Source organism: Nocardia sp. NPDC056541 (assembly GCF_042794235.1).
Lineage (GTDB): Bacteria > Actinomycetota > Actinomycetes > Mycobacteriales > Mycobacteriaceae > Nocardia.
In genome coordinates, this window is sequence record NZ_JBHTUD010000013.1 from 192,487 (window position 1) to 207,888 (window position 15,402).

The following is a 15,402-nucleotide window of genomic DNA, read 5'->3' on the forward strand; positions in this document are numbered from 1 at the left end:
AGGCGCCGGGTCGAGCTTAGCGACCGGGGGTCTTGTCCTCGTCCGGCAGGTCCGACTCGACCACTTCGACGTCGACGATGTCGTCGGCGGGCTCGTCGGTCGAGCCGGGCGCGGCGATGCTCACTTCGAGGTCGTCGTCGAAGTCCTCGACCAGTTCGCCGTCGACTTCGACTGCGGGATCGTCGTATTCGACAGCATCGGCGTACTCGTCGGGATCGTCGTCCTCGTCGTCGTACTCGTCCTCGTCGTAGTAGTCGTAGTCCTCGTAGTCGTCTGCGTCGTCGTAGTCGTCGTACACCTCGGCCGGCGCGGTCGGTGCCAGGAAGCGGCGGGCGAACACCATGCCGACGAAGCCGCCGAAACCGAACCAGGTGACCATCAGCACGACCAGCATCAGCAGATCGACGCCCACCCACCCGACGGCGCCGAGCTGACCGCTGCCGAGGATCGCGAGCATCAGGAACGTCAGCGTGGACAGCGCGGCGCAGGTGAGCGTCGCCCACGGCGCGCCGGGCCGGTCATCGCTGGTGCGGCCGAGTTCGATCCCGCCGAGCACGCCGACGGCGAGCGGGACCAGCAGCAGCGCCGCCCACCACGGGGACGCGGGGCCTTCCGGCACGGGGATCAGCGCGGGCAGCACCGGCATGTGCCCGCCGGTCACGCCGAACAGCCCGACCGAGCCCGCTCCGAACAGCACCGCGGCGCCGCTGAGGATCCCCGCCGCGCCGATCACCACATTCGGCAGATAGAGCAGGGAAAGCAAGGTCATACCCAGCACGTCGGTGACGTTGTGGGCCTGCTGGAAGGCACCGTCGAGCCGGGACAGATGCACGAAGAAGGAGATCACGGTGGCCAGCACGGCGCAGCCGAGCATGCGCAACACGGTGCGACGCGCCGCGCGGGCGCCGAGGACCGCCCATTCCGGGATCTCGATCGGCACCAGCGCGCACAGCGAACTCCACGCCCGGCCGGCGATCCCGGCGGCGGCCGCGAACAGATACAGCACGAACACCCAGCCGAACGCCGCGATCGGACCCGAGGATTCGAGCGGGGTGACACCCGCGGCATCGCCGGTGACGGCGAGGCAGACGGCTGTCATCAGCAGCGGTCCGGCCAGCACGGCACCGGTCAACCAGCCCAGCTCGACGGGAGTGGGGCGGTTCGGAACGGCCCGCGCGCATTCGCGGGCGGCCAGCCAGACCAGCACGGCCGTCGGCGCCAGCGGCAGCAGGCCGAGGGTCGTCCTGCCGACCGTGAGCGGAACCTGGTGGGCGGCAAGCCACGTCGCGGCGACCGCGGCGGGCGCACTGGTGAGATCGGTGCCGGTGGTGAGCATGACCACGAGGACGAGCAGCACCGTCGCCGCCAAGGCGGTGATCGTCGGCCTCGCCGCGACCAGCAGCAGGGTTCGCGCCCGCTCGGGCGAGAGCGACCACCAGCCGGGCTCCTGCCCGGGCGGTGATGCGGCGACTGTCTCCCCGGTGCCGCGTGACCCGGAGGTCCGGCGCACGAGGGCGTTACGGGAGCTCATGACAATTCAGCGTGGCAGCTTCCCCGGCGGCCGCGGGTCAGGCGCGCCGCGAGCCCACAGGCGTACCTGTGGGCTCGCGATCGAACCTGAACCACCGTGCGGCAGCCGTCGGTTTTACTTGTTGTCGTCGTTCGGACGGAACGCGGTGGTCGCATCGGCCGCCGGGTCGGCGGTCTGCTCGCCACCGAACGGCTGCGGCTGACCGGGCGACGACGGCTGCGCGCCACCGTAGGTCGGCGCACCGAACGGCTGGCCCTGCTGCTGCCCACCGAACGTCTGCGTCGCGCTCTCGTCGGGACGCGGCTGTGCCTGCGGCGCCGCACCATACGGCGAGGGCTGCTGCTGCGCCTGCGGGGCACCGTACTGCTGGCCGTACGGCGACTGCTGTGCCGGCTGACCGTAGGACTGCTGGCCCGGCTGGCCGTAGGCCGGCTGCTGCGCCTGCGGCACCGACGGCTGGCTCTGCTGGCCGTACGGCGACGGCGACTGCGTCGGGTACTGCCCACCGGTCTGGGCCTGGCCGTAACCGGTCTGCCCGTAGGGCTGCTGGCCGGTGCTCTGGCCGTAGCCCTGCTGGCCGTAACCCTGCTGGGCGTACTGGCCGTACTGGTTCTGCTGCTGTTGCGGCTGGGCCGGTTTCGGCGCCGGCACCTTGATGATGCCGAGCCCGAACAGCAATGCCAGCACCAGCAGCACGGCGACGATGAACGAGAACGCGGCCACCGCGAACGCGCCCCACTGCAGTTCCATGCCCTCGCCCACGCTGATCAGCGAGACCACGACGCCGAGGAACGAGGCCACGGCCAGCGCCGCGGCGACGCCGAGAACGTTCTGCTTGGGTAGCAACGACAGCCCGGCCAGCAAGGCGGCGGCCAGGATCAGCGTCGCGAGGGCGCCGCTGCTCGACTCGAACATGCTGCCGGTGGTGGTCTCACGCAGCGCGGTGAAGCCGACATACGGCGCGAAGCCGAGGAGGAAGGTGACGACGCCGAGTCCGGCGGCGGCCGCGGTCAGGATGAACGGCAGTCCTTTGCCATCCGAACCGGTCGCGGTCGATGGCGAAGCCGCGGCGGCTCCGGTACTCGGGCCCTGAGGCGCGGCGGGTGTCGCGGGTGTGTTGTACCCGGAGCCCCCGGTCGGGTATGACATGTCTCGTCGTCTCCTTGTCGAGTCGTGCGCATCGGTCGCGTCGAACTGACTGGTGCCTGATCCGATACCTGACGCTACTGCACGCCACGGCCCCGGTCATCACCTACCGATGCAGGCTGTGGATAAACCACCGCCTGTGGATGAATCGACGAAGGCCGCCCAGGTTAAACCTGAAGGCGGCCTTCGACAGTGTGAGATTTCAGATCACGCAGAAGCGATGGACGCCTTCTCCAGGATCTCGCGAGCGAGCGCGGCGGTGGCGGACGGCGTCTTACCGACCTTCACGCCTGCGGCCTCGAGCGCTTCCTGCTTGGCCTGCGCGGTGCCGCCACCACTGGAGACGATGGCGCCTGCGTGGCCCATGGTCTTACCCTCGGGCGCGGTGAAACCGGCGACGTAGCCGACGACCGGCTTGGTCACGTTGGCCTTGATGTACGCGGCCGCGCGTTCTTCGGCGTCGCCACCGATCTCGCCGATCATGACGATGATCTTGGTCTCGGGGTCCTTCTCGAACGCCTCGATGGCGTCGATGTGGGTGGTGCCGATGACCGGGTCGCCGCCGATGCCGATCGCGGTCGAGAAACCGAAATCACGCAGCTCGTACATCATCTGGTAGGTCAGGGTGCCCGACTTCGACACCAGGCCGATCGGGCCCTTGCCGGTGATGTTGTTCGGGGTGATGCCGACCAGCGCCTCGCCGGGGGTGATGATGCCGGGGCAGTTCGGGCCGATGATGCGGGTCTTCTCGCCCTTTTCGACGTTGTAGGCCCACGCGAAGGCGGAGTCCTGCACCGGGATGCCCTCGGTGATGACCACGAGCAGCGGGATCTCCGCGTCGATGGCCTCGATGATGGCGTCCTTGGAGAAGGCGGGCGGCACGAACGCGATGGAGGTGTCGGCGCCGGTCTTCTCGATCGCCTCGGCGACGGAGGCGAACACGGGCAGCTCGATCGCGTTGCCGTCTTTGTCGGTGTGCTTGACCGTGGTGCCGGCCTTGCGCGCGTTCACGCCGCCGACGACGTTGGTGCCCGCCTTCAGCATCAGCGCGGTGTGCTTGGTGCCCTCGCCGCCGGTGATGCCCTGGACGATGACCTTGTTGTCCTTGTTCAGGAAGATGGACATGTTCGCTGTTCCTTACTTGGCGCTGAAGGCGAGTTCGGCGGCCTTGTCGGCGCCCTCGTCCATGGTCTGGGCCAGCGTCACCAGCGGGTGGTTGGCCTCGGCGAGGATGCGACGACCCTCTTCGACGTTGTTGCCGTCCAGACGAACGACCAGCGGCTTGGTGGCCGCGGCACCGAGCACCTCGAGGGCGCCCACGATGCCGTTGGCGACCGCGTCACAGGCGGTGATGCCACCGAAGACATTGACGAACACGCTCTTGACCTGCGCATCGCCCAGGATGACGTCCAGGCCCGCGGCCATCACGGAAGCCGAAGCGCCGCCGCCGATGTCGAGGAAGTTGGCCGGCTTCACGCCGCCGTGGTTCTCACCGGCGTACGCGACGACGTCCAGGGTGGACATGACCAGACCGGCGCCGTTGCCGATGATGCCGACCTCACCGTCGAGCTTGACGTAGTTGAGGTCGTTTTCCTTGGCCTTGAGCTCGAGCGGGTCGGTCGCGTCGACGTCGGCGAACTCGAGGTGGTCGGGATGCCGGTACTCGGCGTTCTCGTCCAGGGTGACCTTGCCGTCGAGGGCGAGGATCTCGTCGTTGGGAGTGCGCACCAGCGGGTTGACCTCGACCAGGGTGGTGTCCTCGTTGACGAAGACCTCCCACAGCTTCTGGATGGTCACGGCCGCGGCGTCGAGCACGTCGGCGGGCAGGTGGCCCTTCTCCGCGATCTCACGGGCGAAGGCCAGGTCGACACCCTTGACGGCGTCGACGGCGATCTTGGCGAGGCGCTCGGGAGTCTTCTCCGCGACCTCTTCGATCTCCATGCCGCCCTCGACCGAACACATGGCCAGGTAGGTGCGGTTGGAGCGGTCGAGCAGGAAGGAGATGTAGTACTCCTCCGCGATGTCCTTGGCCTCGGCGACCAGGAGCTTCTTGACGATGTGGCCCTTGATGTCGAGGCCGAGGATGTTCTGCGCGTGCGTGAACGCGTCTTCCGGGGTGGCCGCGTATTTGACGCCGCCAGCCTTGCCGCGGCCGCCCACCTTGACCTGCGCCTTGACCATCACGGGCTTGCCGATTTCCTCGGCAATGGCGCGTGCTTCTTCGGCCGTGTCGCAAACACGACCCTCGGACGAAGGCACTCCGTGCTTAACGAAGAGCTCCTTCGCCTGATATTCGAAGAGATCCATGTACTCACCGTCTCGTCTGCGTTGCTATGACAACGTCTTTGTTGGCGGCCCGACGTCGGTAGCGGGTCGGATCGGACTGTAGCTAGTCACGGGGAGGGGTAAACGACCACGTTCATAGTAAGTGGCGCAGGTCACGACCCATAACGGGAGCCCCGGAAAACCGCTGGCCAAGGCTACTGGCGAGTAGTTTTTGGATGTTTCACAACGCCTTGGCAGGTCGGGCCGCCTAAAACTGGAACCCCCCGGCATCTACTACGTTATGTCGTCGACAGACCTCACCCGAGATGCCGGAAAACGGTGAGATATTCCATGGCGTTACGGTGACGAATGTCACACACGCGTGTAGGTTTTCAACCAGCGCTTGCCACTCTGCAATCGCTTCGTTACCGTCAATGCGGTCGAAGTCACAACCAGGTCACGACAACCAGGTCACGACTGGCAAGTCAGGACTGAGGAGGACGACAAGCTTGAGGTACTTCAGTACTCGCTTGGAACAGCTGGCGAATCGGCCCGGCCGATGAACCACCGCTCCACCCTTCCAGTCGAAAATCGCACCAACTCCGGCCACCGTTACCGGTACGCCGACGAATACACGTCGCATCCGCAGGCCCGCCGGGCTCCCGCCGCCGCATGGCCGCAGACCGACGACGCGTGGCGCGACCAGAACTCGTGGTCCGACGACGCGGCGTGGACGCCCGCCGAGGACGAATGGACCGCGGACGAGTCCTATGACACCGGCACGTACGGCACCGACTGGGCGCCCGCGGCCGAAGAGACCACCGCGGAAGAATCCCCCGCGCCGCGCCGCGCCGAACGGCGTGGTGGCGCACACCGCGTCCCCGCACCGCCCGCCGCGCTGAAGGGCCGCGCCGCGGTCATCGCCGTCGCCGCCGGTGCGGTTGTCGCCGCAGGTCAGGCGGCCATGGCCGATCCGGGCCAGCCCGCGCACGGTATCGATTACGAGGCAGCGGGTCAGGTCCACGAGATCGCCGCCCAGTCCATGAGCACGGCCGACGTCGGCGACCCGGGCACCGGCGCGGCACCCCAGGTACTCGACGCCACCACCATCGCCGACAAGAACCACTTCGACGACATCCTGGCCAAGGGCGCCAAGTTCGCCGAAGACCTCGCCGCCCAGGAATCCGCCAAGCTGCGGCCCCTGTTCACCAAGTTCGCCGCGGGCAACTACACCTCCGGTTTCGGCGCCCGCTGGGGCGTCCAGCACCTCGGCATCGACGTCGCGGGACCGATCGGCACCCCGATCTACGCGGTCGCCGACGGCACCATCATCGAAGCGGGCCCGGCGTCCGGTTTCGGCATGTGGGTCCGCGTCCTGCACGACGACGGCACCGTCACCATCTACGGCCACATCGACACCGCCACCGTCTCGCAGGGCGAGCGCGTGATGGCGGGCGACCAGATCGCCACGATGGGCAACCGCGGCTTCTCCACCGGCCCGCACTGCCACTTCGAGGTCTGGCTCAACGGCACCGACAAGATCGATCCGGTCCCGTGGCTGGCCACCCGCGGCATCAGCCTCGGCGCCCAGCGCGATTAGTGATCACCGGTAAGAACAGGGATAACTCGCGGTCCGCCTTCCCATGAATTCAGGCCGGACCTCAGCACTGGTCGGCTTGCTGTGACTGCCGTCGGGATGCCGACGCGTGGTCGGTGAAAACGACCGATCATCTTTTGTTCGCCCGGCTGTTGCGTAATCGAGGCAGCTTGTGGACGGTCTTGTTGCGTGACCAGCGGCACGCTTCCCCTGAGCAGGTGGCGGGGTTAGCGTTTCGGCTATGGCTGGTACGACGAAGTACACGCAGTTCATCGGGCTCGCACCGGAATTGGTGTGGGGGGTGCTCGGGGATCTCGAGCAGTGGCCGGAGTGGAACCCCGGGGTGCGGTCGGTGCGGATGCACGGGCCGGTTGCCGTCGGCGCCACCGGCGACTATCTCCCCGATGGCAAGGTCTCCGCGCGAATTCACGGGCGGTTCGCGAAACCGTTCACTGTCACCGTGTTCGAACCGAATCGTGAGCTCGGCATCGAGCAGCCCGAACCCGCGGGCACCATGCACCTCACCTGGCGGTTGACTCCGCGCGACGGCGGCACCGAGATCACCCAGGAACTGCGGTTCACCGGCCCCGCCGCCGCGGCGCGCACCGTAGTCCGTCCGTTCATCGAAACCGATGCGCGCGTGAACTTCTCGCGGCTGGCCCGGCTGGCCGGACTGGCTCCCGTCGACGACGCGCTGAATGTCGTCATCGCCGGTGGCACCGGCGCGCTCGGTCTCCAGATCGCCGCCGATCTGACCTGCCGCGGACAACGTGTCACCCTGCTGACCCGCCGCCGCAACCCGGATCTGCCGTTCCGCCAGACCGAGTGGGACGGCCGCTCGGTCGGCTCATGGTCCGCCGAACTGCGCGAACCAGGTCGTCTCGCGGTGATCAACCTCGCCGGGAAACTGGTCGACTGCAGGCCGACCGAACGCAATGTCGCCGAATTACGCTCCAGCCGAGTCGATTCCACCACTGCTCTCGTCGCCGCGGCCCGCCTGCGCGACACCCCCGTCGACTACTGGGTCCAGGCGAGCACTACGGCCATCTGGTCCGACGCGGGCGAAACCCGGTGCACCGAAACAACTCCCCTGCCCGTCGGCCTCCCGCAGATGACCGGCGTCGCCCAGCCATGGGAGGAGGCGTTCGACCCCGCTCGCGCCGACCACTGGACGATCCTGCGCACCTCCATCGTCCTCGACCCCGACGCCCCCGCCCTCAAACGCCTGGGCCAGCTCACCAAGGCAGGTCTCGGCGGTCGCGTAGGCCCCGGCGATCAATGGTTCAGCTGGATCCACATCGAGGACTGGCTGGCCATCGTCCGCGCTTCCCTCGGCCTCGACCCCTCCGTCACCCTCCCCGACGGCATCCTCGTGGCCGCCACCGAATTCCCGGTCCGCAACACCGAACTCATGGCCACCCTCCGCCGAATCCTGCACCGCCCCCCATCACCCCCCACGCCGAAGGCAGTGCTCACCGTCGGCGCCGTCTTCCTCCGCACCGACCCAGCACTCGGCCTCACCGGCCGCCACGCCACCTCCGAAGTCCTCCACAAGGCCGGCTTCGACTTCCGCTACCCCACCCTCGACGAGGCCCTGACAGACCTGTTGCCCCACTGACCCGACCCGCGCCCACGCTCCGCATGCCGGGAGCGTGGGCGGGGGTCCACCATCACAACTTCACAATCGTCCGACTGAACTGCGGAATCAGCCGAATCTTGCCCGCCGACCCGAAGTCGATGGTCACCGTAGCCAACGGCCCCACCCCATCGGCGGCCACAACCCGCCCCAACCCGTACTTGTCATCGGTAACCCGATCCCCCACGGCAAGAACCAGTTCGGTGTTGTTCCGCTTCACCGCCCCGCCCGGCGCGGGCCGGCGCTCGCCGGATCCACCACGCACACCCGGCCGCTGATCCCAGCCGCTCCCACTGGTCCAATCCCGATCGAACCCACTGTCCTCACCCCGGCGCCGCCCGCGCTGCACCGGCGAGACAACCGGCTCCAATCTGCGCCAATCCAGCAGATGCTGCGGGATCTCCTGCAGGAAACGGGATTCCGGGTTCGACACCGGCTGCCCCCAGCCCGACCGCACCACAGCGCGCGAGAGATAGAGCCGCTGGCGAGCCCGCGTGATCCCCACATAGGCCAGACGACGTTCCTCGGCCAGCTCGTTCGGATCCCCCAGCGCCCGCATGTGCGGGAATTGCCCGTCCTCCCAGCCGGTCACGAAGACCACCGGGAATTCCAGCCCCTTGGCTGTGTGCAGCGTCATCATGGTGACCACGCCGGTGCCCTCATCGGGGATCTGATCCGTATCGGCGACCAGCGACACCCGCTCGAGGAACGCAGCCAGCGACCCCGGCTCGGGTTCGCCGTCGCCCGCCTCCGGCACCAGCCCTTCCTCACGGGCGGCCTCGGCGTTGTTGAATGCCTCGGAACTGAATTCGCGTGCGACGCTGACCAATTCGTTGAGGTTGTCGAGCCGCGCACCGTCCTGCGGATCGTCGGAGGCTTCCAATTCACCGCGATATCCGGTGCGGTCGAGCACCGCCTCGACGACATTGCCCACATCGGGATAGTCGCTGTCGGCCCGTTTTCCGGCCACCCGGATCTCGTCGAGCAGATCGAGGAATCCCGCAATGGCCCGCTGCGCGCGGGTATTCAGCAGGGCGACTTTGCCTTCGGCGGCATCACGCAGCGCCGCGGCGAAACCGATACCGCGCTGTTCGGCATGCACTGCCACGCACGCCTCCGCACGATCGCCGATCCCGCGACGTGGAGTGTTGAGAACGCGGCGCACACTCACCGCGTCTTCGGGATTCTCCAGCACGCGCAGGTAGGCAACCACGTCGCGCACTTCTTTGCGCTCGTAGAACCGCACACCACCGACGACCTTGTACGGCAGGCCCATGCGGATGAAGATCTCTTCCAGCGCACGCGAATTGTTGTTGGTGCGATAGAACACCGCCACGTCGCCGTAGTTGGCCTCGCCCGTGTCGACGAGCCGATCGATCTCCTTGGCGACGAAGGACGCTTCGTCGTGCTCGTTGTCGGCGACGTAGCCGGTGATCAGTTCACCTTCGCCGGAATCGGTCCACAGTTTCTTCTCGCGCCTGCCCTCGTTGCGCGCGATCACCGCGTTGGCGGCGGACAGAATGTGCTGGGTGGAGCGGTAGTTCTGTTCCAGCAGAATGGTTTCCGCGTCCGGGAAGTCGCGTTCGAATTCCTCGATGTTGCGGATGGTGGCGCCACGGAACGCGTAGATGGACTGATCGGCGTCGCCGACCACGCACAGCTCGCTCGGCTCGACCGCCTGCTCCTGCGCCGTGCTGTGGTGCCCGACCAGCTCACGCACCAGCACATACTGGGCGTGGTTGGTGTCCTGGTACTCGTCGACCAGCACGTGCCGGAACCGGCGCCGGTAGTACTCGGCGACCTGGGGATGGTTCTGCAGCAGGGCCACCGTCTCGCCGATCAGATCGTCGAAGTCCATCGCGTTGGCCGTGCGCAGTCGCCGTTGGTACTCGGCGTAGACCCGGGCGACCAGCGCGGGCAGTTCGGTGTCGTCGGCTTCGGCGTCGGCGGCGGCCTTTTCCGGACCGATCAGTTCGTTCTTCAGATTCGAAATGGCGGTCGACAGCAAACGCGCCGAATACTTCTTCGTATCGATCTCGAAATCGCGACTGATCATCGTCAGCAACCGACGAGAATCGTCGGCGTCGTAGATCGAGAAATTCGAATTCAGGCCGGGCAGCAGGGCCGCCTGCATCCGCAGAATGCGCACACAGCTGGAATGGAAGGTCGACACCCACATGCTGGCCGCCCGCGGACCGACCAGCCCGGCGACCCGTTCCCGCATCTCGGCGGCGGCCTTGTTGGTGAAGGTGATGGCCAGGATCTCCCCGGTGCGGACGCCGCGCGCCGCGAGCAGATAGGCGATCCGGCGGGTGAGCACGGCGGTCTTGCCCGAGCCCGCGCCCGCCACGATCAGCAGTGGGGAGCCCGCGTGCATCACCGCGGCACGCTGGGGCGGGTTGAGCCCGTCGAGTAGACGCTCGATCTCCTCGGCGCGCTGTTGTTCCCGCTCCTGACGACGCTGTGACTGGTCGGCGCTGTTTCGCGCCGCCGCCTGAGCCAGCGCGGACACGCCGGTGCCACCCCCGTCCCGAGGCGCTGGCACGGCACCCTTCGCCGCGGGCGCGGGTTCGCTGGGATCGGTGGCTGAGGCGTGGGGAGCGACCGTGATATCCATCGTGTGTCCACGCTACCGGCGGGCACCGACAAGCCGCGAACTGCCGCTACCACGATGACCGGGCAGCGACAGCCGGGCAAACTTCCGGTGAACCCGGCCAGGTCGACGCGGGCGACGCTTGGTGAACGTTCTCAGCGAATTCACAAACAGAACTGTTTTGCCTACCTAGCGCCCCGTGGCAGACTGAGCCACATGGTCAGCGCTTCTCCGCATGTCCGGGTCGGCAGCCGATCCGATATCGTGGCGGGGAGTACTGATCGCGCACTCCCGGGGGGATCCAGTACTGCCCATCGGGAAAAGTTTCAGGGTGACGGAACAGATCGGGTAACAGGCCGTTCGGTTTGACCGATCCAAGTTCTGACACGAGGAGATGAATGATGAGCACCCCTGCTACGACCACCGGCTCCGATTCGGCCTTGCCGCAGTCCGAAGCTGAGATCGACAAGCTCCGCCTCGAGATCGATCAGCTCGATGCCACGATCCTCGCCGCGATCAAACGCCGCAGCGAGATCTCCCGGATCATCGGCCGCACCCGGATGGCTTCCGGTGGTACGCGCCTGGTCCACAGCCGTGAGATGAAAGTTCTCGAGCGCTTCAGTGAGCTGGGCCAGGAGGGCCACACCCTCGCCATGCTCCTGCTCCGCCTCGGCCGCGGCCGTCTCGGCCGCTAGCCCCCAGACCACAAACCACGCGACGGACCAGCCAGTTCGCCGCTTCCGAAAAGCCGCCCCGGGTGCGACACCATCCCCGGGGCGGTTATTTTTCTGTCCGGCTCAGGTCAGGGCGATGTATTTGGTGTTCAGGTATTCCTCGATGCCCTCGGTGCCGCCCTCGCGACCGAAGCCCGATTCCTTGACGCCGCCGAACGGGGCGGCGGGGTCGGAGATGACGCCGCGGTTCACGCCCACCATGCCGCTCTCCATCGCCTCCGAGATGCGCAGCGCACGGTCGAGATCTCGGGTGAACACGTAGCTGACCAGACCGTATTCGGTGTCGTTCGCGGCGGCGACGCCCTCTTCGTCGGTGTCGAACGCGACGATCGGGGCGACCGGACCGAACACTTCCTCGCGCAGGATGCGGGCGGACGGCGGGACATCGCCCAGGATCGTGGCGGGGTAATACCACCCTGGACCGCCGGGAACCTTGCCGCCGATCAATGCTCGCGCGCCCACGGCGACAGCATCGTCGACCAGGTCGCTCACGATCTCGCGCTGATCCTCGCTCACCAATGGGCCGAGGGTGGTCGCGGCGTCGGTGCCGGGGCCCATCACGACGGTGTCTGCCATCGCGGCGACGAACTTCTCGGTGAACTCGGCGACCACACCGCGCTGGACGTAGAACCGGTTGGCGGCGGTGCAGGCTTCGCCGCCGTTGCGCAGCTTCGCCTGCATCGCACCGGCCACGGCGGCGTCGATATCGGCATCGTCGAACACGACGAACGGCGCGTTGCCGCCCAATTCCATGGACGTGCGCAGCAGCCGGTTCGCGGACGCCGCAACGAGCTTCTTACCGACTTCGGTGGAGCCGGTGAAGGTGAGCTTGCGCAGCCGCGGATCGTCGATCAGCGGGCCCGTGACGGCCCCGGAACGCTGGGTGGTGATCACCGACAGCACCCCGTCGGGCAGGCCTGCCTCGCTACAGAGCTCGGCCAGCGCCAGCATGGTCAGCGGCGTCGCCGAGGCGGGCTTGACGATCATCGTGCAGCCCGCCGCCAGCGCGGGCCCGATCTTGCGGGTGCCCATGGCCAGCGGGAAATTCCACGGTGTGATCGCCAGGCACGGACCCACCGGCTGCTTGGCGACCATGATCCGCCCGGTTCCCGACGGCGCGTTCAGATACCGCCCGTGGATCCGCACGGCCTCTTCGCTGTTCCAGCGGAAGAACTCGGCGCCGTAGCGCACCTCGTTGCGGCTCTCCGACAGCGCCTTGCCCATCTCGAGCGTCATCAGCAGCGCGAATTCCTCCGCTCGCGCGGTGAGCTGCTCGAACACCGTCCGCAGGATCTCGCCCCGCTCCCGCGACGGCGTCGCCGCCCACGCCGGTCCCGCCGCGACGGCCGCGTCCAGCGCCCGCATCGCGTCCTCGGGAGTCGCGTCGGCGACCTGCGCGATCACCGTCCCATCGGCCGGATTGTGTACGTCGAAAGTGCCACCCCCGGTGGCGTCGACGGGCCCGGAGCCGATCCACAAACCCTTGGGTACGAATTCGAGTACATCGCGTTCAGACACTGTCCCGCCTCTCCGAGAATGTAGCGCGTCGTCCGGGAGCTCGACTGGCAGCTCTCGGCCCTGCGTCGCGTGCGCGGCAGTGGGAGGCGGTGGGGCCTCGTGCCCGGCACACTCCCAGACCGTACCGGTGGCTTGTCGAGGTCGTCGACACCCGCGCGCCTGCCCGCCGGTAACGCGGTACCCTCGGCTCGTGAGCAGCAGCGACATCACCGCGTCGGCGGCCTGGCAGGCACTGCACAGCAATCACCGCACCGTTGCGCCGATGCACCTGAGGCAGCTGTTCGCCGATGACCCGGCACGCGGTCGCGAGCTGACGATGCAGGTGGCGGACCTGCACATCGACTACAGCAAACATCGCGTGACCCGCGAAACCCTGCGCCTGCTCGTCGATCTCGCGCACACGGCGGGTGTGCCGCAACGCCGCGACGCGATGTACGCGGGCCAGCACATCAACACCTCCGAGGATCGCGCGGTCGGCCATATCGCCCTGCGCCTACCGGTCGGCGACCAGCTCTGCATCGACGGCACCGACGCCGATGCAGAGGTGCACGACGTCCTGCGCCGGATGGGCGAATTCGCTGATTCCGTGCGCTCGGGCGCGTGGCGCGGCGCGACCGGCGAACGCATCGAGACCATCGTCAATATCGGCATCGGTGGCTCGGATCTGGGCCCCGACATGGTGTATCGCGCACTGCGCCACTACGTCGACGCGGGCATCGGCGCCCGTTTCGTCTCGAATGTCGACCCGGCCGATCTGGTCGCCAAGCTCACCGGCCTCGACCCGGCCACCACCTTGTTCATTGTCGCGTCCAAGACGTTCTCGACGCTGGAAACCCTCACCAACGCCACCGCCGCGCGCCGCTGGCTGGTCGACGCGCTCGGTGAGGAAGCGGTCGCCAAGCATTTCGTCGCGGTGTCGACGAACGCGGAACGTGTGGCTGCCTTCGGCATCGACACCGCGCACATGTTCGGCTTCTGGGATTGGGTCGGCGGCCGTTACTCGGTGGATTCGGCGATCGGTCTCTCGGTGATGGTGACCATCGGCAAGGAGCAGTTCGCGGAATTCCTCAGCGGAATGCACGCCATAGACAAGCATTTCGCCACCGCGCCGCTGGCGGAGAACGCGCCGGTCCTGCTGGCGATGCTCGGTGTCTGGTACTCGAATTTCTTCGGCGCGGAATCCCGCGTGGTCCTGCCCTATTCGAATGACATGGCCCGATTCCCCGCCTATCTCCAGCAATTGACGATGGAGTCCAACGGCAAGTCGGTCCGCGCCGACGGCACCCCGGTCACCTCGTCGACCGGCGAGATCTTCTGGGGCGAGCCGGGTACCAACGGCCAGCACGCCTTCTACCAGCTCCTCCACCAGGGCACCCGCCTGATCCCCGCCGATTTCCTCGGCTTCGCCAGGTCCACCGACGACCTGCCGACCCGCGACGGCACCGGCAGCATGCAGGACATCCTGATCAGCAACCTGTTCGCGCAGTCGAAGGTGCTGGCGTTCGGCAAGACCGCCGAGGAGATCCGCGCCGAGGGCACCGACCCGGAACTGGTGCCGCACAAGGTGATGCCGGGCAATCGGCCCAGCACCACGATCCTGGCGGCGGAGCTCACGCCGTCGGCGCTGGGTCAGCTGATCGCGCTCTACGAGCACCAGGTGTTCGTCGAGGGCATCATCTGGGGTGTCGACAGTTTCGACCAGTGGGGTGTCGAGCTGGGCAAGCAGCAGGCGCTCGCCCTGATGCCGCTGCTGAGCGGACCGGAAAAGCCGGTGTCGGTGGGTGATTCGTCGACCGACGAGCTCATCGAGTGGTATCGGGCGCATCGCCGCTGACCTTGTGCGCGGCACGGGTCGCGGCCTGGATCCGGCCGGTCACGCTGGTAGTGATGATGGTGAGCAGGGTGCCGAGCACCACCAGGTCGAACACGATCTGCACCATCGTGGCGATGCGCGCGGCCTGACCGACGGCGTGCACGTCGCCGAATCCGACGGTGCCGAGGGTGACGAGCGTGTAATACAGTGCGTCGGTACGAGTTTCGAGCCCGGCGAACTGATCCGGATGAAGCTGCTGCAAGCGGTAGTAGAACAGGGCGAACACCACGCCGACGATGCATACGAGCAGCAGCAATCCGTCGACCTGTGCTCCCGCGGCGGTCGGCTCCCGCAGATAGTTGTCGATCCGCCGCCAGACCAGCCAGCCCAGCCCCGCGATCCCGCCGGCGAAGAGGACCACCCCTACCAACCGCCCCGGCCACGCGTCGAGCTCGAACATCCAGCCCACCGGCACGCTGTAGTACAACAGCACCGCGCACAACGCCGCCGCGCCGTTGCGCATCGCATGCCCGGGAAACCGCCGACCTCGCGTCATCACTCCATGATTG

General features: G+C 67.4%; 11 protein-coding genes. 4 read left to right on the forward strand and 7 right to left on the reverse strand.

The window, feature by feature from the left end:
• Nucleotides 1–16 precede the first annotated feature (16 nt).
• The 4 genes from ACFQ9R_RS23470 to sucC form a co-directional block, all read right to left on the reverse strand.
• A complete protein-coding gene (locus tag ACFQ9R_RS23470; protein WP_378993274.1) occupies nt 17–1,531 on the reverse strand; it encodes a DUF6350 family protein in 1,515 nt (504 codons plus the stop codon).
• A 114-nt stretch (nt 1,532–1,645) separates the two neighbouring features.
• Nucleotides 1,646–2,680, reverse strand: coding sequence for a DUF5336 domain-containing protein (locus ACFQ9R_RS23475; protein WP_378993276.1), 1,035 nt, complete (start codon nt 2,678–2,680; stop codon nt 1,646–1,648).
• A 204-nt stretch (nt 2,681–2,884) separates the two neighbouring features.
• A complete protein-coding gene (sucD, locus tag ACFQ9R_RS23480; protein WP_378993277.1) occupies nt 2,885–3,802 on the reverse strand; it encodes a succinate--CoA ligase subunit alpha in 918 nt (305 codons plus the stop codon).
• A 12-nt stretch (nt 3,803–3,814) separates the two neighbouring features.
• Nucleotides 3,815–4,984: an ADP-forming succinate--CoA ligase subunit beta gene (gene sucC / locus ACFQ9R_RS23485; protein WP_378993279.1), complete on the reverse strand. Its 1,170-nt coding sequence runs from the start codon at nt 4,982–4,984 to the stop codon at nt 3,815–3,817.
• Between the two features lie 517 nt (nt 4,985–5,501).
• Here sucC and ACFQ9R_RS23490 point away from each other — a divergent pair.
• Both ACFQ9R_RS23490 and ACFQ9R_RS23495 read left to right on the forward strand, forming a co-directional pair.
• On the forward strand, nt 5,502–6,542 hold the full coding sequence (locus ACFQ9R_RS23490; protein WP_378993280.1) for a M23 family metallopeptidase: 1,041 nt from the start codon (nt 5,502–5,504) through the stop codon (nt 6,540–6,542).
• A gap of 238 nt (nt 6,543–6,780) precedes the next feature.
• Nucleotides 6,781–8,157 (forward strand): DUF1731 domain-containing protein, encoded by a 1,377-nt coding sequence (locus ACFQ9R_RS23495; RefSeq protein WP_378993281.1) that lies wholly within the window; start codon nt 6,781–6,783, stop codon nt 8,155–8,157.
• Between the two features lie 52 nt (nt 8,158–8,209).
• Here ACFQ9R_RS23495 and ACFQ9R_RS23500 read toward each other — a convergent pair whose 3' ends face one another.
• Nucleotides 8,210–10,792 (reverse strand): UvrD-helicase domain-containing protein, encoded by a 2,583-nt coding sequence (locus ACFQ9R_RS23500; protein ID WP_378993282.1) that lies wholly within the window; start codon nt 10,790–10,792, stop codon nt 8,210–8,212.
• A gap of 377 nt (nt 10,793–11,169) precedes the next feature.
• Here ACFQ9R_RS23500 and ACFQ9R_RS23505 point away from each other — a divergent pair, with 377 nt between their 5' ends.
• A complete protein-coding gene (locus ACFQ9R_RS23505; protein WP_056816138.1) occupies nt 11,170–11,463 on the forward strand; it encodes a chorismate mutase in 294 nt (97 codons plus the stop codon).
• 102 nt (nt 11,464–11,565) lie between these two features.
• Here the strand turns inward: ACFQ9R_RS23505 and ACFQ9R_RS23510 are convergent, their stop codons facing one another.
• Complete coding sequence (locus ACFQ9R_RS23510) at nt 11,566–13,020, reverse strand: NAD-dependent succinate-semialdehyde dehydrogenase (protein ID WP_378993284.1); 1,455 nt, start codon at nt 13,018–13,020, stop codon at nt 11,566–11,568.
• A 190-nt stretch (nt 13,021–13,210) separates the two neighbouring features.
• On the opposite strand from ACFQ9R_RS23510, the gene pgi reads away from it, so the two are divergent.
• Entirely contained in the window at nt 13,211–14,854 is a 1,644-nt protein-coding gene (gene pgi / locus ACFQ9R_RS23515; RefSeq protein ID WP_378993285.1) for a glucose-6-phosphate isomerase, read from the forward strand.
• On the opposite strand, the gene ACFQ9R_RS23520 is transcribed toward pgi, so the two are convergent.
• Complete coding sequence (locus ACFQ9R_RS23520) at nt 14,823–15,389, reverse strand: potassium channel family protein (protein WP_378993286.1); 567 nt, start codon at nt 15,387–15,389, stop codon at nt 14,823–14,825. The two genes, pgi and ACFQ9R_RS23520, sit on opposite strands and share 32 nt — an antisense overlap.
• Nucleotides 15,390–15,402 lie beyond the last annotated feature (13 nt).

What these genes read in the sequence shown, in the direction of transcription:
- ACFQ9R_RS23470 (WP_378993274.1), bottom strand. Translation starts at nt 1,531, where the DNA reads ATGAGCTCCCGTAACGCCCTCGTGCGCCGGACCTCCGGGTCACGCGGC.
- ACFQ9R_RS23475 (WP_378993276.1), bottom strand. Translation starts at nt 2,680, where the DNA reads ATGTCATACCCGACCGGGGGCTCCGGGTACAACACACCCGCGACACCC.
- sucD (WP_378993277.1), bottom strand. Translation starts at nt 3,802, where the DNA reads ATGTCCATCTTCCTGAACAAGGACAACAAGGTCATCGTCCAGGGCATC.
- sucC (WP_378993279.1), bottom strand. Translation starts at nt 4,984, where the DNA reads ATGGATCTCTTCGAATATCAGGCGAAGGAGCTCTTCGTTAAGCACGGA.
- ACFQ9R_RS23490 (WP_378993280.1), top strand. Translation starts at nt 5,502, where the DNA reads ATGAACCACCGCTCCACCCTTCCAGTCGAAAATCGCACCAACTCCGGC.
- ACFQ9R_RS23495 (WP_378993281.1), top strand. Translation starts at nt 6,781, where the DNA reads ATGGCTGGTACGACGAAGTACACGCAGTTCATCGGGCTCGCACCGGAA.
- ACFQ9R_RS23500 (WP_378993282.1), bottom strand. Translation starts at nt 10,792, where the DNA reads ATGGATATCACGGTCGCTCCCCACGCCTCAGCCACCGATCCCAGCGAA.
- ACFQ9R_RS23505 (WP_056816138.1), top strand. Translation starts at nt 11,170, where the DNA reads ATGAGCACCCCTGCTACGACCACCGGCTCCGATTCGGCCTTGCCGCAG.
- ACFQ9R_RS23520 (WP_378993286.1), bottom strand. Translation starts at nt 15,389, where the DNA reads ATGACGCGAGGTCGGCGGTTTCCCGGGCATGCGATGCGCAACGGCGCG.